Origin of the sequence: Alsobacter ponti (assembly GCF_024294805.1) — a bacterium.
Taxonomy (GTDB): domain Bacteria; phylum Pseudomonadota; class Alphaproteobacteria; order Rhizobiales; family Beijerinckiaceae; genus Alsobacter; species Alsobacter ponti.
The window spans coordinates 97139-118667 of the sequence record NZ_JANCLU010000012.1 but is presented as its reverse complement, the minus strand read 5'-3'; the positions used below and the strand labels follow the sequence as shown (position 1 = coordinate 118667).

The window sequence follows — 21529 nt, the reverse complement described above, 5'->3', positions numbered from 1 at the left end:
GGGCTGCGAGTCCTAGCTTCGGAGGTGCCGCGCAAAACGGGCGGCGGGCCGGTGGAATGACCGGCGAGGGCCAACCCGGCACGGCAGACGATCCTGCGTACCGCATTGTCGCGGGAGGATCGGGGCGACGCCGCGCGGTCCCCTCGTCGGGTGCGCCGGTCGCCGCCGCAAGGCGGCCACAACAGGGGCGGTCGAACCGCCCGAGAGTTTTTCGGGGCGACAAACAGTTTTGGCGGAGCCGGGATCAACCGGCCGAGCGGGCGCGCGCCCGCTCATCAGGGGACAAACCATGCGGATCGAGCGGCGTTACACCAAGGCAGGACAGTCCCCCTACGCGGACCTCGCGTTCCGCGCGGCGACGAGCGAGATCCGCAATCCCGACGGCTCAATCGTTTTCCGCCTCGAGAACATCGAGGTTCCGCAGGAGTGGAGCCAGGTAGCGGCCGACGTGCTGGCCCAGAAGTACTTCCGCAAGGCGGGCGTGCCCGCGCGGCTGCGCAAGGTGGAGGAGAACGACGTTCCCTCCTGGCTGTGGCGCTCGGTGGCGGACGAGGCCGCCTTGGCGGCGCTGCCTGAGAAGGAGCGCACCGGCTCCGAGATGTCCGCCAAGCAGGTGTTCGACCGCCTTGTCGGGTGCTGGACCTACTGGGGCTGGAAGGGCGGCTACTTCTCCTCCGAGGAGGACGCCCTCGCCTTCTCCGACGAGCTGCGCTTCATGCTGGCGGCCCAGATGGTCGCGCCCAACTCGCCGCAGTGGTTCAACACCGGCCTGCACTGGGCCTACGGCATCGACGGCCCCTCGCAGGGGCACTATTACGTCGACTACAAGACCGGCAAGCTCACCAAGTCCAAGTCCTCCTACGAGCATCCTCAGCCGCATGCCTGCTTCATCCAGGGCGTGCAGGACGATCTCGTCAACGAAGGCGGCATCATGGACCTGTGGGTCCGCGAGGCGCGCCTGTTCAAGTACGGCTCCGGCACCGGCTCGAACTTCTCCGCCCTGCGCGGCGAGGGCGAGCGGCTGGCCGGCGGCGGCCGCTCCTCGGGCCTGATGTCGTTCCTCAAGATCGGCGACCGCGCCGCCGGGGCCATCAAGTCCGGCGGCACGACGCGCCGCGCCGCCAAGATGGTGGTGGTCGACGTCGACCATCCGGACATCGAGTCCTACATCGACTGGAAGGTGAAGGAGGAGCAGAAGGTCGCCGCGCTCGTCACCGGCTCCAAGCTCTGCCAGAAGCACCTCAAGGCCATCATGAAGGCCTGCGTGAACTGCGAGGGCCCCGGCGACGCCTGCTTCGACCCGGAGAAGAACCCGGCGCTGAAGCGCGAGATCAAGCAGGCGCGCCGCGTGCTGATCCCCGACAGCTACATCAAGCGCGTCATCCAGTTCGCCCGCCAGGGCTACACGGACATCCAGTTCGACACCTACGACACGGACTGGGATTCCGAGGCCTATCTGACGGTGTCGGGCCAGAACTCCAACAACTCCGTCTCGCTGAAGGACGACTTCCTGCGCGCCGTCGAGACCGACGGCGACTGGAACCTCGTGCGCCGCACGGACGGCAAGGTGTCCAAGACGCTGAAGGCGCGCGACCTGTGGGAGAAGATCGGCCACGCCGCCTGGGCCTCGGCCGACCCCGGCCTGCACTTCAACACGACGATGAACGACTGGCACACCTGCCCGGCGGCCGGCCCGATCCGCGCGTCGAACCCGTGCTCGGAGTACATGTTCCTCGACGACACGGCGTGCAACCTCGCCTCGCTGAACCTGCTGCGCTTCCGCGGCGCTGACGGGCGGATCGAGATCGAGAACTACGAGCACGCCGTGCGGCTGTGGACGATCGTCCTCGAAATCTCGGTGCTGATGGCGCAGTTCCCCTCCAGGGAAATCGCCGAGCTCTCCTACCGCTACCGCACGCTGGGCCTGGGCTACGCCAATATCGGCGGCCTGCTGATGACGGCCGGCATTCCCTACGACTCCGACGAGGGCCGCGCGCTGTGCGGCGCGCTGACCGCGATCATGACCGGCGTCGCCTACGCGACCTCGGCCGAGATGGCCGGCGAACTCGGCCCCTTCCCCGGCTACAAGGCCAACGCCGACAGCATGCTGCGGGTGATCCGCAACCACCGCCGCGCCGCCCACGGTGAGACCGCCGGATACGAGACGCTGAGCGTCAACCCCGTGCCGCTCGACCACGCCTCGTGCCCCGACGCGCGCCTCGTCGCCCATGCCCGCGCGGCGTGGGACCGGGCCCTGTCACTCGGCGAGGCGAACGGCTACCGCAACGCCCAGGCGACGGTGATCGCGCCCACCGGCACGATCGGCCTCGTGATGGATTGCGACACGACCGGGATCGAGCCGGACTTCGCGCTGGTGAAGTTCAAGAAGCTCGCCGGCGGCGGCTACTTCAAGATCATCAACCAGGCCGTGCCGGACGCGTTGCGCGGCCTCGGCTACGGCGAGGCGGAGATCGCCGAGATCGTCGCCTACGCCGTCGGCCACGCCTCGCTCGCGCAATCCCCCGGCGTCAACCACACGACGCTGCGGGCGCGCGGTTTCACGGACGAGAAGATCGCGGCGGTGGAGAAGAGCCTCGCCTCCGCCTTCGACATCAAGTTCGTGTTCAACAAATGGACGCTCGGGGAGGACTTCCTGACCGACACCCTCAAGGTGCCGGCCGAGAAGTTGGCGGACCCCTCCTTTGAGCTCCTCTCCTTCCTCGGCTTCTCGAAGGCCGAGATCGAAGCCGCGAACATTCATGTCTGCGGCGCGATGACGCTGGAGGGCGCGCCTCACCTGAAGCTCGCCCACTACCCCGTGTTCGACTGCGCCAATCCGTGCGGGCGCATCGGCAAGCGGTATCTGTCGGTGGAGAGTCACATCCGCATGATGGCGGCGGCGCAGCCCTTCATCTCGGGCGCGATCTCCAAGACCATCAACATGCCCAACGACGCGACGGTGGAGGACTGCAAGTCCGCCTACATGCTGTCGTGGAAGCTGGCGCTGAAGGCCAACGCTCTCTATCGCGACGGCTCCAAGCTGTCGCAGCCGCTGAACTCCCAGTTGCTCGCCGACGAAGGCGAGGAGGAGGACGAGGCGCTGGAGGCCCTGGTCGCCCAGCCCGCCGCCGCGCGCAGCGCCGCCATCGCCGAGAAGGTGGTCGAGCGCATCGTCGAACGTGTCGAGCGCCTGCGCGAGCGCGAGCGCCTGCCCGACCGGCGCAAGGGCTACACGCAGAAGGCCGTCGTCGGCGGGCACAAGGTCTACCTGCGCACCGGCGAGTACGAGGACGGGCGGCTGGGCGAGATCTTCATCGACATGCACAAGGAAGGCGCGGCCTTCCGCAGCCTGATGAACAACTTCGCCATCGCGATCTCGCTCGGCATGCAGTACGGCGTGCCGCTCGAGGAGTATGTCGACGCCTTCACCTTCACCCGCTTCGAGCCGGCGGGCTTCGTGCAGGGCAACGACGCCATCAAGAACGCGACCTCGGTGCTCGACTACGTGTTCCGCGAGCTCGCCATCTCCTATCTCGGGCGCTCCGACCTCGCCCATGTCTCGCCGGAGTCGATCGGCTTCGACGTGCTGGGCAAGGGCGAGAACGAGAGCAAGGACCCGGGCGGCCAGGGGCTCACCCCGCAGGCCCGCGTGGTCTCCAAGGGGCTGGTGCGCGGCAAGGCGACGAACTTCACCGCCATCGAAGGCGGCGCGGCGGGCTCCGCGCCCACCGTCACCGCCTTCGGCACGGCCGGCGCGACGGCGCTGAAGGCCGACGTAGCGGAAGCCCGCGAGCTGCGCGCGGGGGTCGCCGACGACGCGGCGCTCGCCAGCCTGCCCTTCACCGCCGCGACACCGCGGGGCGACCGCTCGTCGGTTGGGGCCGATTCCAAGCGCGCCGAAGCCCTGATGAAGGGCTACCAGGGCGACGCCTGCGGCGAGTGCGGCAACTTCACGCTGGTGCGCAACGGCACCTGCCTGAAGTGCGACACCTGCGGGTCGACCACCGGCTGCTCGTGATCGCGGGCACGGCTGAGGCGCCGATGCGGGACGTGTGTCGGTCGAGGCAGGTCATGCCTCGACGGTGAACAGTCGACCGTTCCCACGCAAGAATCCCTGCGCGCCCATGGGCGCGCAGGAAAGCTGAATGGAACGGAACGTGAATCGCCAGCGCCGCGACGTGAGGTTCGATCGCTTGCTATCCAAATGAGCGGCATCCGACCGGGCGGACGGTTCAGTTGTGTTTGACCGACGCGCCCGGATGCGCCCTCGACAGATCCTCGCCCACCCGCTCCACGATGATTGGAGCCGCCGCGGCGACCTGGCTCGGGCGGCGGCAAGACGGGTGAGTACGGTAACGCACGCTACAAGTCACAGACCTTCATCACCGTCCGCGTGATACCGCTTCATCAAGCCTATTTAACTCAATAGTCCCGACTTCAAGCGGCGGGATATCTGCACATCGTCTCGCAATTTCCCGCATTAGTTGTGTTTGTTTACTCTAATCATGCGCCTAGTCCAATTTTTGTTGCTGACTCGACGGGGACGCCGCTCTATCGTCCCCGCATTGTTTGATTGATTTCGATGAAGGTGTTTCGATGAGCGCTGCTGTCGGCAGGCTCGAGCCCGCGGGAACTCTCGTGCGAAGCTCGGCGACTGGCGTTGCCGCTTCGGCCGTCGATCCGTGGCGCGACGCCCCGCGCCGTCGCTTCGGACACAACGCCATCATCTATGCCCAGGACGACGTCGCCACCCATGTCCACATGGTCGTGTCCGGCCTCGTGAGGCTCTCCCATCTGATGGAGGACGGCACGCTGGTGGTCGCCTCGTTCGTGCCTCCGGGAGCGACGTTCGGGGAACTCGGGGTTCTCGACCAGCAGGAGACCTGCGAGATGGCGAGCGCCGTCGGCGAGACGCTCGTCGCCAGCCTGCCCGTCGCGCGGCTGCGGACGCTGGCGGCCGCCGCCCCGGCGCTGGAGCGCGAACTCACGCGCGCCGTCGCGCGGCGCTATCGCTCCTATGTCGAGTCGACGCGCTATCTTTCGCTGAAGAGCCTGCCGGCGCGCCTGTCCCAGGCCCTGCTCCGCCTGGCCGATGAACTCGGCACGCATACCGTGGTGGGCAACCGGCGCTGCAAGGCGATCCCGCCGCAGATCACCCAGACCGAGCTGGGGCTCATGGCGCGCGGCGCGCGTGGCAACATCAACAGAATTCTCGGCACCTGGCAGCGCCGCGGATGGATCGCCTGCGCGGAGCGCACGATCGCCATCCTCGATCCGGAAAGCCTGGCCGGGATTGCGTTGGAGTCGGAATGATTCCGCCCGTCGACTACGAGCCGCTCACCGAACTCGAGGCCGCGCTGGCGGGGCCGGACGGGCAGCGGGCCAGGGCCGAGAGCCTCGCGCGCCTCGGGGAGGCGCTCGCGCGCCATGAGCGCCTGCTGGCGATCGGACTGCCCCGGGCCGATTTCGAGGCCGCGCAGGCCATCGTCAAGGGCCTGCTCGCCGCCCGCGAGACGCTTCGAAACGTACGTTGACTCAACCAGCCACGGAGACAGCAGCATGGCCAGCACGACGGCAGTTTACGATACGGGCGTGACCGGCACGACGACGGCCCCGCCGTCACCGTTCACCTACGGCGACGGCTTCGACCTCGCCCTTCGTCAGACCTACCTTCGCGACCTGATGAAGACGACCGAGGACCAGATCAGGGGCCTCGAGCAGAACGCGAACATGTCGGACACCGAGAAGATGTTCGCCATGCAGATGACGCTCAACACCTGGTCCGCCATCAGCAACCTTCGCACGAACATGCTCAAGTCCGTCGCCGACACTCTCAAGAGCATCGCGCGCAACGTGTCGTGAGGCGATGCGCCGCTGCCCCCGGACTCTGAGATTGGTCGTGCAATAGTGTCCTTGCAACGCGTCCGCTCCGTGCCAATTGCGCGGCGGCCATCGAAGCTCATCGGCGCGGTCCTCGCGGTGATCGGCATGGCCGCCGCAGGCTGCACCATTGCCCCGGATTGCACGGGCGGCGAAGCCACCTTGGCCGAATGCCGGCCGTCCCTGGCGCAACCGGCGTTGTGGACCGGCGAACCCGTGCCGAAGACCCTTCAGGGCCCCGCCTTCGAACGGGGCAATGCGGCGCCGCGCCAGATCGCCGCCTGGTCCGGGAAGCTCAGGGTCTCCGTGTCGGTCACCGAGGAGCAGCGGTCCGCGGACATGGCCGAGGCCGCGCAGGCGGGCGGCGGTTTCGCGCCCGAGGAGCGAGTGTCCGTGAACGTGTCCGGCCTCTCGCTGGCCGCCTTCCTCAGACAGATGATGAAGGGGTCGCTCGGTTTGAACTACGTTGCGCCCGACGACATGGTCGGCAGCGTCACGCTTCGGACGGAAGAGCCGATCGCGAAGGCCGATCTCCTGCAGGTCGTGCGCGACGTCCTGGCGCGCAACGGCTACGCCATGAAGTTGTCCGGCAATCTCTACCACATCGACAGACCCGAGGTCCTGGCGCGCGTGGCGTCCGAGGGGGAGACGGGATCGCGTTTCGTGCGCCTGCGCGGCGGGCGCGCGGCGGGCATCGTTCCCTTCGCGCGCCAGGCGTTGCCCGTCGAGGTGCAGGTTTCGACGACGGGGTCGCCGGACACCGTGCTCCTGCGCGGCCCCGTTTCACTGCTCGGCGCAGCTGAGGAATTCCTGAACGCGATCCCGGAAGCCGCTGTGCGGGACGACCGGGTCGCCATCGTCCCGGTGCGGACCGCCTCGCCCGAAAAGGCCGCCGCGCAAATCAACCTCATCTATCGCAACCGCACCGGGGCCGCGGGCGAGGAGGCGGTCACGGCAAGCCCGCTGCCCGAGCGGCAGGCGGTCCTCATCGTCGCCCGCGACGCGAGCTATATGGAAGGCGCGCGCCGTCTCCTCACGCAGGTGGATGCCGGCGGAGGCGACGATGTGACCATGCGGGTCATCGCGCTGCGCTACCTGCAGCCCCAGGACATCGCGCCCCAGCTTCAGGCTTTGTTCGCGGCCGGGCCGCAAGCCTCCAGTCCGCCCCGCGAGGCTGCGCCCGCGCAGGCGGGCGGCCGCGCCGCCGCGCGCTCCGGGGGGGCGGCGGCCGCCACCGTGGCGCGCTTCTCCCCTTCCGCGGCGCCCCTCGGCGACACCGAGGAGCCGACGGCGGCCAACGCGTCGGCCGTGACCTTCACCCCGCCTGCCCGCTCCCGCGACGCGGCCGGCTCCGCCACCGCGCTCGAGCCGGCCAGCCCACTGGGCGCCGCCGTCCCGTCCGTCCTGGACCAGCCCGTCCGGGTGGTCGCCGACCCGCGCAACAACACGCTGCTCGTGTCCTCGAGCTACGCCACCTTCAACCGGATGCGCGACATCGTTCGCAGGCTGGACGTGCCGCAGTCGCAGGTCGTGATCGAAGCCTCGATCATCGAGGTCCAGATCAACGACCAGTTGAGCCAGGGCGTCCAGTTTTTTCTGCAGGGCAACGGCATCCTGGTCAGGTCATCGAACGGCAACCTCAAGCCGGACGTGACCGGCGCTGGCGGCGTGATCGGCGTGACCGGCGAGCTGGGCGGGTATCAGATCGACGCGGTGATCAAGGCCCTGCGGGAAATCACGCGGGTTCGCGTGGTCTCCTCGCCCTATCTCTCCGTCGTCGACGGCAAGACGGCGAAGCTCGTCGTGGGCGACCAGATCCCCTACTCCTCGCGGACGCAGCAGTCGAGCGCCACAGGGACCCTGACCGTCACGGAGGAAGTCGAGACGAAGGACACCGGCGTCGTGCTCGAGGTGACGCCACGGATCAACGCCGACAACAGCGTGATCCTGTCGATCTCGCAGAGCGTCAGCAAGGCCCAGGATTCCGCCCTTCTGGGAAACAAGACGCCGGTCATTTCCACCCGCAACGTCCAATCGCAGATCGCGGTCCAGTCGGGACACACGGCCGTCCTCGGCGGCCTCCTGCAGGACAAGCTCGAACAGCAGGAAACCGGTGTCGCGGGCCTCAGTTCGGTCCCCTTGCTGGGGTCGCTGTTCAAGAGCTCGCAAGACCGCCCGTCCCGCGTGGAGCTCCTGCTGCTGATCACCCCCCGCGTCGCCCGGCGCTCGCACGAGCTCGACGACATCACCACGACCCTGCGCATGACCATGCAAGGACTGAGCAAGCGATGACCACCCACCGCGTGCTCGCATCTTTAGACATCCCGGGTGGCCGGCCGGCAGCGGGAGGCTAACACATGATCGATGCAGCCGATTCCCTCCGTGGCGCCATCGTCGCCCGGATCGTCGAAACGCCGGCGGCGGCCCCCGTGGCCGCGGCCCTCCAGGGGCTCTACCAGGGGGAGCGCGTCGAAGTCACCGACGACTCCGCCAAGCTCTCCGAAATGCAGGAAGAAATGGGCGAAGCGGTCGCCCATCGCCACGATCGTCACGAACTCAAGAAGCGGGAAGTGCGCGCCGGACAAGGAGCGTCGCTGGAATCCCTCGCCCGGATCGCCGACTATCTCGACAAGCTGCCCGACATGCCCGACGAGGCCAAGCTCAAGGAGCTGGTCGAGCGCATGGAGGAGTTCGCGGACCTTCTTGACCGGGGATCGTCGGCGGGAGGCGGGCCGAGCGTCGAGGACGTGCTGTCCGCCCTGCAGGAGTACGACCCCGATCCCACCCATCAATTCGCGGCTCTCGAGGCCCTGCGCCGCGAGGCCGAGAGCGATCCGGGGAAGTCCGCCCTCCAGGACCTCCTCGACGATGCCCGCCGCCGGTTCGACGAGCCTGAACTCCAGCGAGAGGTGCGCGCCGGGTTCGCCGCCGCCCAGCCCGCCCACGACGGCGCGCTTCGCCTGGAGCTGGATCCCGCCGGCGTGCGCGAAGCCTACCGCGCCATGTTGCGCGACACCCCGGACGCCGGCCGGCTTTTCGAAGCTCTGCGGAAGATGGACGGACTGCGCCGGATCGAGGACGTGATCGACCTGTTCATCGAGATCGCCGGCCGGGACATGCGCGCGGCGGAGCCCTCCGTCGACTCGCGCCATCTCCAGTCCACCCTCACGGAGCTCGGTCATCTCAAGCGCATGCGCACCGTTCTCGACGGGGCCGAAGGCCTTGTGCGAACCACCGCACGGTGCGTGCGTGGCGCGGACCTTCCCTCGGCTGCCGACGCCACCGCCGCCCTGCTGACCTTCGCAAGCAAGCCCGCGGTCAGCCGGGCCGATGTGCGCTCCCTGTTTCCCCCCCGTCTCGACGAACCGCTTGGGCTCGTGGTGTGGGGCAACGGGCTGCGCGATCTTCATGCGGCGCTGCCGGACGGGATACCGCCCGGCCCGGCGGCGCGGGCTCAGCAAACGGGCCAACTTCTCGCTTTTCTCGACGAACTCGTCGCAGCCGAAGAGGCCCGCCATGCCGCCTCTATCGGTTGAGAACCGCGCCATGTTCAGCTCGCCCGTGGCGGAGGTCATCGAAGGCTTCGCCGCCCAGATGGGGCTGCCCTCCGTTCGTTCCGGCAAAGGCGGCGTCGCGTTCGACTTCGAGTCCTCGGGACGCCTGGTCCTGACGGAGGAAGAGACGGGACGTCTCCTCATCTGTCTGAGCTGGCCCATTGGCCCGGGCGACGTTGCCGAACGTCTCCTGCGCCTCTCGGGACTCGATGAAACTCTGCTGATCCATGTCCATGCGGCGTGCGACGACCGCGGCAACGGAATGCTCGCGACGCGGCTGGGCGAAGGGCCGATGTCCCTGCCCGATCTGGTCGGGACGGTCGACCGCCTTTTGACCATGCGCCGATCCATCCGCTGATCCCTGGAGGTCCCATGTCGAACCTGCTGCCCGATGCCGTCGCCTTCCTTCCCGCCGCCAGGCCCGCCGTTGCGGCGTCGACAGCCATCTCTCCCGTGGCGGCCGAGCAGAGGGCGGACACGTTTCGCGCCGCGCTCGCCGAGCAGGGGCGCGCTCTGGCGCAGCTCGATCGATCCGCGGCGAATCCGGTCGCCCCTGCGTCCGCGGCGGTCGCGCCCGTCGACCAGGGGGCCCAAACCCCGGGGGACATGATCCTGAGCGGCCTGGAGCTCATGCGGACATCGTTCAACCGCCAGATGTCCCGGGTTGGCGCGACATTGTCGTCGGGACCCATGGATACGGGCACGATGCTCGCGGCTCAGGTCGAGATGATGAACTTCAGCATGATGGTGGACATCACCTCCAAGCTCATCGGCAAGTCGACCCAGTCCTTCGACCAGCTCATGAAAGGCCAGTGAACCTTGTCGCAGCGCATCCGCCCTTCCAGGTTCCTGGCCATCGCCGGACTGGCGCTCGCGCTGTGCGCCTGCGATGCCGATCTGTATTCGAGCCTGACCGAGGGGGAGGCCAACGAGATAGTGGCCGCGCTCTCCGTTCGCGGCATCCCCGCCTCCAAGCAGTCCCGCGGCAAGGAAGGCTTTACTGTCGCTGTCGACAGCAAGGACATGGTGCGCGCCATGGCGGTGCTGAAGGACACCGGCCTGCCGCGGCCCTCGCACGATTCGCTCGGGAAGGTCTTCCAGAAGAGCGGCATCATGTCATCGCCCTTCGAGGAGCGCGTGCGTTTCATCTACGCCCTGGCGGAGGAAGTCAGCAAAACGCTGAGCCAGATCGACGGCGTCGTCAGCGCCCGCGTGCACATCGTCCAGCCCGAAGCGCCCCAACTCGGCCAGGCGCCGAAGCCGTCCTCGGCGGCCGTCTTCATCAAGCACCAGCCCGGCATCGACCTCGACTATGCCGTGCCGCAGATTCGCCGGCTCGTCAGCAGCGCCATCGAGGGCCTGGACTATTCGGCCGTCACCGTGGTGCTCACCGCCGCGGCGGTCCAGACGCCGACCGAGACGGTGCGCGTGACGCAGGTTCTGCCGGGCCTCGCCGTGCAGGCCGGGACCGAGGAGCGCTTCTGGCTCTTCGCGGGGCTTGTGGCCGCGCTCTCCGCCATCCTTGCCGCCGGAACGTCCGCGCTTGTCGCGGTCCTGCGCCGGCGCAGCCCCGCCTCGCCGCCGGCGTCGGCGGGGACGGCTCCCCTGGTTGAGCCCTCATGACGCCCCGGCCCGACCCCGCGGCCGCGCTGTCCGCCCTCGTTCCGGCCTCCTGCCTCGCCGCGGCCTGCCTCGCGCCCGGCCGCGCCGCCGCCGCGCTGCGGGCCGGCGGCGGGCCTGCGGCGCGCCTCGCGGCCCTGGCGTCCGATACCCGCTTCGGCCGCCCGATCAGGCGGGCGGTCGCCATGAGCGATGCCGGTTTCGGGCTCGGAATCGACAAGGTGGACCTGTCGCTTCTGGCCGGGAGCCCGGAGGGAGCCGTCGTCCTGCGGTTCGTCTGCCAGGAGGGGCCGGGCGCCGCGACCGTGCGGCGACAGCTGGCGGCGGCCCTGCTCCATGAACGGCTCCGACGCCTCGTCTCGCGCGCCGATCGCGAGCGGGCCCGCGCCGTTCTGGGAGACGCGCTGTTCGTCGCCGCCTCGCACGGCGCGGCCCTCGCCCGGCGCACCGTCGGCCACGACTTCCTCTCGGGGATCGACGATCCCCTGGCGACATCGGACATCGACGAGGCCATGTCGCGCATGGATGGGCTGGGAGTCTGCGCAATGGCGGACATCGTCGCCGGTGTGGAGCCGGCGCTGACGCCACTCATGACGACGGGGAATGCCCTGGCGCGCCCGGTCCGGCCCGCATCCCATCCGGTGTGCGCCGCCGTCGCCCGCTTCATCGAAAGGACGTGCCCGCCATGGCCGGCCTCTACGAGCTGAAGCCCCTCGGTTTCGCACTGGCCTCCGGCGCCCATGTCCTGCGGGCCGACGAGGTCGCAGCGATCGACGCGGCGACAGGCATCGTCGCGGCCGCCCGGGAGCAGGCCCGCCGCATCGAGCAGGACGCGCTCGACGCCCACGCGGCGGAGCGCGAGCGCGGCTATCGGGAGGGCCGCGAGCAGGCCGACCGCGACGCCGTCGCGGCGCTGCTGGCCCAAAGCGCCCGTGTCGACGCCGCCATCGAGGCGCTCGAGGGCCGCCTCGTCGACATCGTGCGGGATTGCGTGCGCAAGCTGGTCGCGGACTTCGACGACGCGCAGCGCACCCGCGCCATCGTGGCGAGCGCGCTCTCGCGCATGCGCCGCGAGACCCGCGTGCAGGTTCGCGTCGGGGCGGACCTGCGCGACGCGGTGCGCGCGGCGGTCGCCGACCTCGCGCCCTCGTTCCCCCGCATCGAGCTGATCGAGGTGATCGACGACGGCGACCTGAGCGAGGACGCGATCCTGGTCGAATCGACGATCGGCCGGATCGAGGCGCGCTTTGGCGTGGAGACCGAAAGGCTGCTGGCGGCGATCGGCGGCATGGCGGGCGCGTCCGGGGAGGATACCGCGTGAGCGACGTCGAAGCCTTGGTCGCCGGCCGCCGCGAACAGGCCGCCGCCCGCCTGGCCGCCTCGCTGGACGCCGTCGCGGCGCGGGTCGGGCAGACCGCCCCCTTCCCTCTGCTGGGGCGGGTCATCAAGGTCGTGGGAACGATCATCCATGCCGCGGTGCCCGGGATCCAGGTGGGGGAGATCGTCGCGCTCTCGACGCCGGGCATACAAAGCACGCTGATGGCCGAATGCGTCGGCTTCATCGAGGACGAGGCCCTGCTCTCGCCGATCGGCGAGACGCAAGGCGTCTCGCCCCGCACCCAGGTGCGCCGGACGGGGCGCGTGCAGGCCGTCGCCGTCGGGGACGGGCTGCTTGGACGCGTCCTGGACGGCCTCGGGCGCATGATCGACGGCAAGGACGACCGCTTCGTGCCCGAGACGACGTACCCGGTCTACCAGTCCCCGCCAGATCCCATGCGCCGACGCGTGATCGACACCGTGCTGCCGCTCGGCGTGCGCGCCATCGACGGGATGCTGACCTGCGGCGAAGGGCAACGCATGGGCGTGTTCGCGGCCGCCGGCGGCGGCAAGTCGACCCTGCTTGCCATGCTCGTGAAGGGCGCCGAGGTCGACGTGACCGTGATGGCCCTGATCGGGGAGCGCGGCCGCGAGGTGCGCGAGTTCATCGAACACGACCTCGGGCCGGAGGGCATGAAGCGCGCCGTGCTGGTGGTGGCGACCTCCGACAAGAGCTCGATGGAGCGCGCGAAGGCGGCGTTCGTCGCCACCGCCATCGCCGAGTACTTCCGCGACCGGGGCCGCAAGGTGCTGTTCCTGATGGACTCGGTGACTCGCTTCGCCCGCGCCCTGCGCGAGATCGGGCTGGCGGCGGGCGAGCCGCCGACGCGCCGCGGCTTTCCTCCCTCGGTATTCGCCAACCTGCCCAAGCTCATGGAGCGCGTGGGCATGAACGAGGTGGGATCGATCACCGCGCTCTACACCGTGCTGGTGGAAGGCGACGACATGAACGAGCCCGTCGCTGACGAAACGCGCTCCATCCTGGACGGGCACATCGTCCTGTCGCGCAAGCTCGGGGCGGCCAGCCACTATCCGGCCATCGACGTCCTGCTCTCCAAGAGCCGCGTCATGGACAAGATCGTGAGCCCGGAGCATGCCGGCATGGCCCGCAAGATCGGCGCCTGGCTCGCCGCCTATGCCGACATCGAACTGCTCATCAAGGTCGGCGAATACAAGAAGGGCAGCGATCCCCGTTCGGACGAGGCCGTGGCCAAGGTGGACGCGATCAACGCGTTCCTGCGCCAGCGCACCACCGAGTTCCAGCCCTTCGACGAGGTCCTGGACGCGATGCGGAGGGTGACCGCATGATGCAGCAGCTCGCCGTGCTCCTGAAGGTCAAGCGCCTCAAGGAAGAGCAGGCCCAGCGCGCGTTGGCGGCCCGTCGGCGGGAGGCGGAGGAGGCCGCGAGGGCCTTCGCCGCGGCGCGGGACGCCGCCGAGACGAGTCGTCTCGCCCTGCCGGGGCGCGAGCACGCCGTCTACGTGCCGATGTTCGGGCGCACCGTCGCGCATGACGACCTCGATGAGGCTCGCGGCGCCGTGGCGGCGATCTTCCGGGAGCACCAGGAGCGCGTCGACGAGCGCGACGGCGCCGACCAGCGCCGCCATCGCACCGAGGCGGCCCTCCAGGAGGCCAGGCAGGCGCATCTCCTGGCCCAGCGCAAGCGCGACAAATACGTGAGCCTCGTGGACGACCTGAAGGTCCAACTGGAGGCGGAGGCCGAGAACAGCGAGGCCCTGGAAATCGAAGACCTGTTCAGCAAAGCCGGGGGACCCAGGCCATGACCCGCGCCGACACCGCCCTGTCCGGCCATTACGGGCAGGCTCCCGAGCAGGGCCGTCGCCCGCCGGAGCAGCCCGGCGTCGCGGCGGGCCGTCCGGCCAGGGACGATCCGGCTCGGCGCGAGAGGGGGGAGGCCTTCGCCGCCCGGGTCGGCGCCGCGGCCGAAGCCGGGGCATTGTCCGGCGGCCCACACTCCAGCGTCGGCGCGGTCCTGCTGTGCCAGGCCATGCCCTTCTCGCCCTTCGCCCCGCCGCAAGCCGGACGCCCGTCCACGGCGGCGCCCTCCCCCCTTGTCGCCCAGGTCCTGGCGGCCATCGACGCCGGCCTCGCCGGAGAGGCGCGCGACTGGCGCGCGGCCGCCCGAACTCTCCGCCTCGCCGTGGACGCCGGCGGGCCGGCTCCCCTGGCGATCACCCTCGCCGCCTCGCCGGACGCGGTCGACGTGACGGTGGATCCCGGCTCGTCGGGTTGGGCGGGGCTCGACATGCTGGCGGGCGACCTCGCAGGCCGGCTCGCCGACCGGCTGCATCGGCGCGTCCGCGTCTTCCGCACCGTGTCGGCCCTGTCCGGGCAAGGCGGTCATTCCGGCCAGGACAAGGCTCCATGACCGCCCCCGTCTTCCCTCGACTCGACCTGACGGCCGACTCCGTCGCGCTTCACAACGCGCTCGCCTCGCACGTGGCGGACGATGTTCGCCTGGCCGGCCGCCCCGTGCGGCTGCTCGACCTGGACGAGCCCGCCGCCGGCGCGTCCTGCGTCCAATTGCGGGACGGCCAGGGCGCGACGATCCTGCTCGCGGTCGACAGCTTCCCCTTTACCAGCCTCCTCGGGCTCGACCTGGAACAGGACGACCTTCCCGCGCTGCCCGAGCCCCTGCGGGCGGCCATCGAGTTCGGCCAGGCGGCATGGCTCGTCGAGCGCTTCCCCGGGCTTGCCGCCGCGCCATGGCGCATCGCCGCGCGTGGAGACTGGCGCGGCCTCGCGGCCGATCTGCGAAGGCCGCGGCTTTGGATGCATGTGGCGGAACCCGACGGCGCCACGTTCCGGATCGGCGCCGCGGCAGCCGACCTCGTCGCCATGCTGGACGAGTCGTCGCTCCAGCCCCGCGCCGTGTCCCGGCACATCGCCGAGGCCATGACCGAGCCGGTCTACTGGTCGATCGGCGGCATCGACCTTCCATTGCACGAGCTGCGGGCTCTCGCACCCGGCGACGTGATCGTCCTCCCGGCCGAGTCGCCGGCTTTGCTCCTGCGGCTGCGCGGACATCGCCTCCCCACCGCGGCGGACGGAACGCTCGGCGAGGTCCTCGCGCCGCGCAAGTCGCACTTCTTTTCGACGGGAACCATCGACGCCATGTCCGAGACCGCGAACCATCCACTGGCGGACCTTCCCGTCACCCTGCATTGCGACATCGGGCAGGCGACCCTGTCCGTCTCGGACATCGGAAGCCTCGCGCCGGGATCGATCGTGCCGCTGGCTCCCCCGGACATCGCGGAGCACGACGCCGTCGTCCTGCGGGCCGGCGATTTCGTGGTCGGGCACGGCACGCTCGTGCGGATCGACGACCGCCTTGCCGTGCGCATCGTGCGGATCGGGCGCTGACGGCCATGGTCGATCCGCTGAACCTCATCCTGGTGCTGGCGCTGGCCGCCTTGTTTCCGTTCCTCGCGGTCGTGGCCTCGTCGTTCGTCAAGCTGTCCGTGGTGTTTCTGCTCGTCCGCAACGCGCTCGGCGTGCAGCAGATTCCTCCGAACATGGCCCTCAACGCGCTGGCGATCATCCTGTCGGGCTACATCATGACCCCGGTGGCCGCGGAAACGATCACCATCCTCACGGCCACACCGCAGGACTTCGCCAGCATCGAAGGCCTGCGCGCCGCCTACGAGGGCGCCAGCCGTCCCCTCACCACCTTCCTCAACGCGCACGCGGCGCCACGCGAGAAGGCCTTCTTCCTGGAGGCGGCCCGCTCGCTCTGGCCGCCGGAACTCTCGGCCAAGCTCACGGGCGACAGTCTGGCGGTGGTGTTGCCGGCCTTCACGGTCTCACAGTTGAGGGAGGCGTTTCAGATCGGGTTTCTTCTCTACCTGCCCTTCATCGCGATCGACCTCATCGTCTCCAACGTGCTGCTCGCCATGGGGATGATGATGGTCAGCCCGCTCACCATCTCGCTGCCGTTCAAGCTCTTCCTGTTCGTGACTGTCGATGGCTGGTCCCGCCTGATCCTCGGGCTGGTCAAGACCTACGTCACCTGAGGCGCGGCGATGTCACCGCAGCTGGCTCTCCAGTACCTGTCCGAGTCGATGATGCTCGTCATGATCCTGTCGATGCCGCCGATCATCGTGGCGTCGGCCGTCGGCCTCATCGTCGGCCTGCTGCAAGCCTTGACGCAAATCCAGGAGCAGACGCTTCCCTTCGCCATCAAGCTGATCGCGGTCGGGGCCACCATCGCCGCCATGGCCGGCTTCTTCGGCTCGGAAATGGTCACCTTCACCACCAAGCTGTTCGACGGCTTTCCGGGCATGATGTGATGCTGGAGCCGGTGCGCGCCCTCCTGTCCCTCTTCGACCGCGAGTGGATGGCGTTCCTCATCACGCTGCCCCGGCTCTACGGCTTCCTGGCCGGCTCTCAGGTGTTCGCGCCGACCGCGGTGCCGCGGCTGGCGCGCACGGCCGTGGTGTTCGTGCTCGCCATCCCCGCCGCGCCCGTCCATTTCGAGGCGGCGGCCGCGCTGAAGGGGCATCCGTTCCTGCTGGCGGCGCACTTCGGAAAGGACTACGCGATCGGGCTGCTGCTCGGTTACCTGATCGGATGGATCGTCTGGACAGTGGGCGGCGCCGGCGCGCTGATCGACAACCAGCGCGGAGCCGCGATCGCCTCCAGCATCGACCCCCTTCTGGGGCAGGAGTCCTCGCCGCTGGGCCTCTTGTTCTCGCAGGCCTTCGTCACCTACATCATGGCGACGGGCGCCTTCCTCGGCATGCTCGGCGTCGCCTATGGCTCGTTCCGGCTTTGGCCGGCGGGCCGCGCGATGCCGATCCTCGGGCCCGAGACGCCGGCTCTCGTCCTGCAAATCTTCGACGCGGGCATGGCGATGATCCTGCTGCTGGCCGGCCCCATCGTCGCCGCCATGTTCATCGCCGAGTTCGCGCTCGCGCTCGTCAGCCGTTTCGCGCCGCAGATCCAGGTCTTCGTCGTGGCGATGCCGATCAAGTCCGGCATCGCCGCCCTGATGCTCGTCTTCTACTGCTCCTACCTGCTCCCCTTCGCCACCCGCAAGCTCATCGACCAGCAGGGAGCCATCGCCGGTTACTTCCGGCTCATCGACGCCCGCTCGCCGCCAGGACCGGCACGGTGAGCGAGGGCGGCGAGAAAACGGAGCTCCCGACCCCGAAGAAGGAGCGAGACGCCCGCGCGAAGGGCCAGGTGGCGCGCAGCCAGGAACTCGTGACCACGGCCTCCCTGCTCGGCGTCGTCGCGTATGTGTGGGTGACGTTCCCGGGCACCGTCACGACGATCGTCTCGATGCTGGACGCCGTGGCGGCGGACGGAGCCCAGGACTTCCACACCCGGGCCAACGTCGCGATCGAGGCGGTCGCCCGCGGGGCGGTCTCGATCCTGGCGCCGCTACTGCTGGTGACCATCGTGGTGGGCATCGCGGCCAACTATCTGCAGATCGGCAGCCTCTTCGCCCTGCAGGGCATCACCCCGTCCTTGTCCAAGATCAGCCCGGCCAGCGGCTTCAAGCGCATCTTCTCCAAGAAGCAGCTGGTCGAGATCCTCAAGGCGCTGCTCAAGATCGCCGCGCTCGCCGTCGTGGTGTTCGGCATCGTGCGTGAAGCGATGGGCGCCTATGTCGTCGGGCTTCCCTGCGGCATGCCTTGCCTCGCCGGGATTACGGCCGCCACCCTGGCGCAAATCCTCGCCTCGAGCGCCCTCGTCTTCATCGTCGTCGCCGTGGCCGACCTCGCCTGGCAGCGCTACTCCCACACCAAGGAGTTGATGATGACCAAGGACGAGGTGAAGCGGGAGTACAAGGAGAGCGAGGGCGATCCCCACGTCAAAGGTCACCGTCGCCAGCTCGCCTTCGAGCTCGTCATGGGCGATGGCGGACACGCGCAGAAGAAGCCGACCGCGCTGGTGGTCAACCCCACGCACATCGCCGTCGCGATCCTGTACGAGCCGCCGGACGTTCCACTGCCCCTCGTCATCGACCGCGCCCGAGGAGACCGCGCCGTGCGCCTGCGCGCGGCGGCGGAGGAGGCTGGCGTCCCGGTGTTCCGGCACGTGAAGCTGGCGCGCGGTCTCTACGCGGCCGCGACGCCGCAGGGCGAGGTCCCTGACGAGTGGTTGCAGGCCGTCGCCGAAATCCTGGCGTGGGTCGAACGCCACCGCGACCGGCTGTACCAGCAGCCGCTCGGGCATGGCGTGCTCGACATCGAGGATGGCGACCACAGGAGCGACCTCCGAAATTGAAGCCGAGGCCCGGAGTGCGTGGCGTTTGTCACGTTCAGCACAGGGCCGCATCTGCTTCGCCCCTAACGTGGAACGCACAGTCCGCGGATCACCACGGGGGGGGCCCATGACACACATCGACCAGCCATTGCGCCGTGCGGGCTATCATCCCGTCGGAGGCGCGGACTCGCAGCGCCTGGATGCGCCGTCGGCCTCCACGACATCGGAGGGCGGCCGCACGCGAGGAGGCGCCGAGGTCAGGGCTCGCTCCGGCGCGGTCAGCGGCGGCCGGGATTCGGCCGGCCCGGCGGGCGTCCGCACGGCGGAAGCCCGGTCCTCTCAGTCGGCCGACAAGACGGCCTGGCGCTCCGCACGTCCCAATCCCGGCGGAGGCCTGCCCATCATCCGTCGCCACGACGATGGCCGGGTGACGGTCATCAGGCACGCCCCGCCGATCCGCGAGGGCAACGTGGCGGGTGGCGGCGGAAAGGGCAACGCCCTTCCCGGCGTGCTGGAAGCCTGGGAAAAGGCCGGCGTCGGCGAGACGATGAAGGACGTCTATGGCGCCTCCATCGGCTCCCTGACGGCGGCCTGCTGGGCTTGCGGAATGAGCGCGGAAGAGTTCCGGCAGCTGGCCGCGACATCGGACATCGCCGGGATGATCGGCGTGAACGCCAGCGGCATCACTGTCGCACTCAAGTCCCTTGGGCAGGGCGGCGCGGGCTACAAGGCGATCGCGTTCGAAAACTTCGTCCGCGGGTGCCTGCGCGACACCGCGCTCAGCCGCATCGACGCCAGGGAGACAACCGGACCGGCGTTCACCGCCGAGCAGAAGGCCTTCGTCGATGACCTGCGCGCCAGATTGGCCGGCGGCGAGGGGGTGACGTTCGGCGATCTGCAGCGCCTCTCGGCCTTCGTCCCCGGCATCAAGAACCTTCACGTCACCGGCACGATCGTGAACGAGAGGGCGCATGGCCGCACGCTCGCGCCGCAGGAGTTCTTGTTCGACGCCGGGTCAACGCCGGAACTGGACGTGGCTCGCGCGATTCACGCTTCGGCGGCGCTGCCGCCTGTCTTCGAGTCCGTCAGGATCGACGTGCGCGGACGCGGCGAACTGACCTTCAGGGACGGCGGGATCCGCAACAACCTTCCCACCAGCGACAACACCGAGTTCCGCCCGAAACTGGGCGGCCTGCCCGACGGCCAGCGCAGCGTCGTGGACTTCGAGGACGAAAATCTCGATCGCATGCTCGCGGGCGACGCCACCATGCGCCCGAACGGCGCCAATGCGGAAAACCTCATCGCCGGAGCGAAGTTCGATCGCGGCATCTACCGCAAGAACCTCTTTCTCGCGGGCGATCCGCAAAGCGTCTTCCAAGTCGGGTTGAAGCTTCCCCACAAGGACTACTCCGGATTGGCGGGCACGCTGGCGCTCAGGATGGATTATGCCGACCAGCAGGCGCTCATCGCCATGGCGGAACAGGGCATGACCCGCCAGATGGAGCGCCAGCTGGCGCCGCGCACGACGACGTTGCCCAACCTCTCGGCGGCGTTGAACGCCCTCACCCGCGAGGAGCTGACAAACCTCGCCATGTCCGGAGACAAGGCCGCGCAGGAGATCGACGCATTTCGCGACTCCGTGTCCTCGATCCTGGACGAGATCGACGTTGCGGTCGCCGAACTCGGCGGCGCCGCTTCGCAAGCCGACCTGCGCAGGGAACTGCAGCCGGGGGGGCGGCTCTCCGGCCTCCTCGCCCAACTCGACCGCGCATCCGCCGGCGACCCCGAGCGCCTCGCCTACATCGCGCGGGAGGCCCATCGAGATTACCCGGACGGCGCCGGCGCCGCGCTCGGCGCGCTCGGCCGGGCGGGAGGCGCGTTCAACAGCCCCGCCATGGCGAGCATGGCGCGCATGAGCAACGACATCGCCGGCCAAGAACTCGCCTTCAAACTCCTGAAGGGCGACGGCCCGCTCATCAGGAAACTCTACAGGCAAGGCGACGGATCGGGCGGCAAGCTCCTGGCCAAGGTGGCCGTCGACTTGCGGGACGCCGTCACCGCCGATCAGGTCAAGCAGGCGCTGAGCTATGCGATCGACCATTTCGCGACCAAGTCCGACCGCACCGGCCGGCATCAGCATGCGGCGTTCGCCGCCAAGTTGAAGGACATGATCGCCAAAGCCGGGATTTGAGACACCGGCGAGCCCAAGTCAGGAGAGGACGATGAGCAGCACGGACATGGCGAACCTGATGGAAGACCTCTGGAAGCGCCTGGGCATGTCCGCGGTCCCCCTGGTGGGCGACGCGTGCACGCTTGCGCTCGGCGACGACGTCGAGGTGGAGATCGCGCTGGAGGGCGGCGTCGTGATGCTGACCTGCGACCTCGGCCCCCTTCCCGCCCATCCGGACTATGCGCTCGCCCTCATGCTGCTGAGGGCCAATGCGCCCGACGGCGACGGCCAGCTCTTTCGTGTCGGCGCGGACGTGGCGGGCCGACTGGTTCTCTGGGCCGCGCCTGCGCTCGGCATCATCGATGCCGAAGCGCTGGAGATGTTTCTGGACGAACTACCCGGCCGCGTCAGGTCGTTGCGCGCGGCCCTGGCCGGCGACGAACCCGAGATCGACATGTCGCCTGCTCCTGTCGACGCGGCGGAGGTCCTCGTCCGCATCTGAGGACGGGGCCCGCCTTCCCTTGCCGATTTGACTGGGAAGAAAACCCGATGGGCGCTGAGCCGGCGCCCACCGCGATCGCTTGTTCGAAGCGATGCGACGGCGGAGCGCGACGGTCGGCACCACGGGCTCCACTTGTCACGTTCGGCACAAGCGCGGCCGGGCAGCCATGGCATGGATTTATGCCTGGAAAGC

The 21529-nt window shown here is 69.3% G+C and carries 21 protein-coding genes; all 21 read left to right on the top strand.

All coding sequences use genetic code 11. From position 1 onward, the window contains the following. The first annotated feature begins 289 nt into the window (after positions 1-289). The 21 genes from NK718_RS13545 (at position 290) to NK718_RS13445 (ending at position 21337) form a co-directional block, all read left to right on the top strand. The gene (locus NK718_RS13545; protein WP_254743225.1) at positions 290-4018 is read left to right on the top strand and encodes a vitamin B12-dependent ribonucleotide reductase; all 3729 of its coding nucleotides are present in this window, start codon (positions 290-292) and stop codon (positions 4016-4018) included. Positions 4019-4596: 578 nt separating this feature from the next. Beyond that, positions 4597-5313: a Crp/Fnr family transcriptional regulator gene (locus NK718_RS13540; protein WP_254743222.1), complete on the top strand. Its 717-nt coding sequence runs from the start codon at positions 4597-4599 to the stop codon at positions 5311-5313. Further along, on the top strand, positions 5310-5534 hold the full coding sequence (locus NK718_RS13535) for a hypothetical protein (RefSeq protein ID WP_254743219.1): 225 nt from the start codon (positions 5310-5312) through the stop codon (positions 5532-5534). Before NK718_RS13540 ends, NK718_RS13535 begins: the two co-directional genes overlap by 4 nt. A 25-nt stretch (positions 5535-5559) precedes the next feature. Then, entirely contained in the window at positions 5560-5862 is a 303-nt protein-coding gene (locus NK718_RS13530) for an EscF/YscF/HrpA family type III secretion system needle major subunit (RefSeq protein WP_254743216.1), read from the top strand. 126 nt (positions 5863-5988) lie between these two features. Further along, on the top strand, positions 5989-8172 hold the full coding sequence (locus tag NK718_RS13525; RefSeq protein WP_254743213.1) for a secretin GspD/PilQ domain-containing protein: 2184 nt from the start codon (positions 5989-5991) through the stop codon (positions 8170-8172). 65 nt (positions 8173-8237) lie between these two features. After that, positions 8238-9416 (top strand): HrpJ domain-containing protein, encoded by a 1179-nt coding sequence (locus tag NK718_RS13520; protein WP_254743210.1) that lies wholly within the window; start codon positions 8238-8240, stop codon positions 9414-9416. 10 nt (positions 9417-9426) lie between these two features. Continuing rightward, on the top strand, positions 9427-9792 hold the full coding sequence (locus NK718_RS13515) for a type III secretion system chaperone family protein (RefSeq protein ID WP_254743207.1): 366 nt from the start codon (positions 9427-9429) through the stop codon (positions 9790-9792). A 14-nt stretch (positions 9793-9806) separates the two neighbouring features. Then, positions 9807-10250, top strand: coding sequence for a type III secretion system inner rod subunit SctI (gene sctI / locus NK718_RS13510; RefSeq protein ID WP_254743204.1), 444 nt, complete (start codon positions 9807-9809; stop codon positions 10248-10250). Positions 10251-10253: 3 nt separating this feature from the next. Further along, a complete protein-coding gene (gene sctJ, locus NK718_RS13505; RefSeq protein ID WP_254743201.1) occupies positions 10254-11057 on the top strand; it encodes a type III secretion system inner membrane ring lipoprotein SctJ in 804 nt (267 codons plus the stop codon). Then, the gene (locus NK718_RS13500) at positions 11054-11761 is read left to right on the top strand and encodes a hypothetical protein (RefSeq protein WP_254743198.1); all 708 of its coding nucleotides are present in this window, start codon (positions 11054-11056) and stop codon (positions 11759-11761) included. Before sctJ ends, NK718_RS13500 begins: the two co-directional genes overlap by 4 nt. Then, on the top strand, positions 11740-12375 hold the full coding sequence (gene sctL / locus NK718_RS13495) for a type III secretion system stator protein SctL (protein WP_254743195.1): 636 nt from the start codon (positions 11740-11742) through the stop codon (positions 12373-12375). The genes NK718_RS13500 and sctL overlap by 22 nt, the downstream gene beginning before the upstream one ends. Next, positions 12372-13739, top strand: a complete 1368-nt coding sequence (gene sctN, locus NK718_RS13490; protein WP_371877284.1) for a type III secretion system ATPase SctN — start codon at positions 12372-12374, stop codon at positions 13737-13739. Before sctL ends, sctN begins: the two co-directional genes overlap by 4 nt. Next, positions 13736-14215 carry a type III secretion system stalk subunit SctO gene (gene sctO, locus NK718_RS13485; RefSeq protein WP_254743192.1) on the top strand — a complete coding sequence of 160 codons (480 nt, stop codon included), beginning with the start codon at positions 13736-13738 and terminating at the stop codon, positions 14213-14215. The genes sctN and sctO overlap by 4 nt, the downstream gene beginning before the upstream one ends. Further along, complete coding sequence (locus NK718_RS13480) at positions 14212-14820, top strand: hypothetical protein (protein WP_254743189.1); 609 nt, start codon at positions 14212-14214, stop codon at positions 14818-14820. Before sctO ends, NK718_RS13480 begins: the two co-directional genes overlap by 4 nt. Next, a complete protein-coding gene (locus tag NK718_RS13475; RefSeq protein WP_254743186.1) occupies positions 14817-15815 on the top strand; it encodes a FliM/FliN family flagellar motor switch protein in 999 nt (332 codons plus the stop codon). The genes NK718_RS13480 and NK718_RS13475 overlap by 4 nt, the downstream gene beginning before the upstream one ends. A gap of 5 nt (positions 15816-15820) precedes the next feature. Next, positions 15821-16465 (top strand): type III secretion system export apparatus subunit SctR, encoded by a 645-nt coding sequence (sctR, locus tag NK718_RS13470; protein ID WP_305883673.1) that lies wholly within the window; start codon positions 15821-15823, stop codon positions 16463-16465. A 9-nt stretch (positions 16466-16474) separates the two neighbouring features. Next, positions 16475-16741, top strand: a complete 267-nt coding sequence (gene sctS, locus NK718_RS13465) for a type III secretion system export apparatus subunit SctS (protein WP_254743184.1) — start codon at positions 16475-16477, stop codon at positions 16739-16741. Then, positions 16741-17568 carry a type III secretion system export apparatus subunit SctT gene (sctT, locus tag NK718_RS13460; RefSeq protein WP_254743181.1) on the top strand — a complete coding sequence of 276 codons (828 nt, stop codon included), beginning with the start codon at positions 16741-16743 and terminating at the stop codon, positions 17566-17568. The genes sctS and sctT overlap by 1 nt, the downstream gene beginning before the upstream one ends. Continuing rightward, positions 17565-18686: a type III secretion system export apparatus subunit SctU gene (gene sctU, locus NK718_RS13455; protein ID WP_254743178.1), complete on the top strand. Its 1122-nt coding sequence runs from the start codon at positions 17565-17567 to the stop codon at positions 18684-18686. Before sctT ends, sctU begins: the two co-directional genes overlap by 4 nt. 106 nt (positions 18687-18792) lie before the next feature. Then, the gene (locus NK718_RS13450) at positions 18793-20856 is read left to right on the top strand and encodes a patatin-like phospholipase family protein (RefSeq protein ID WP_254743175.1); all 2064 of its coding nucleotides are present in this window, start codon (positions 18793-18795) and stop codon (positions 20854-20856) included. A 31-nt stretch (positions 20857-20887) separates the two neighbouring features. Further along, positions 20888-21337 carry a CesT family type III secretion system chaperone gene (locus NK718_RS13445; RefSeq protein ID WP_254743172.1) on the top strand — a complete coding sequence of 150 codons (450 nt, stop codon included), beginning with the start codon at positions 20888-20890 and terminating at the stop codon, positions 21335-21337. The last annotated feature ends 192 nt before the right edge of the window (positions 21338-21529 follow it).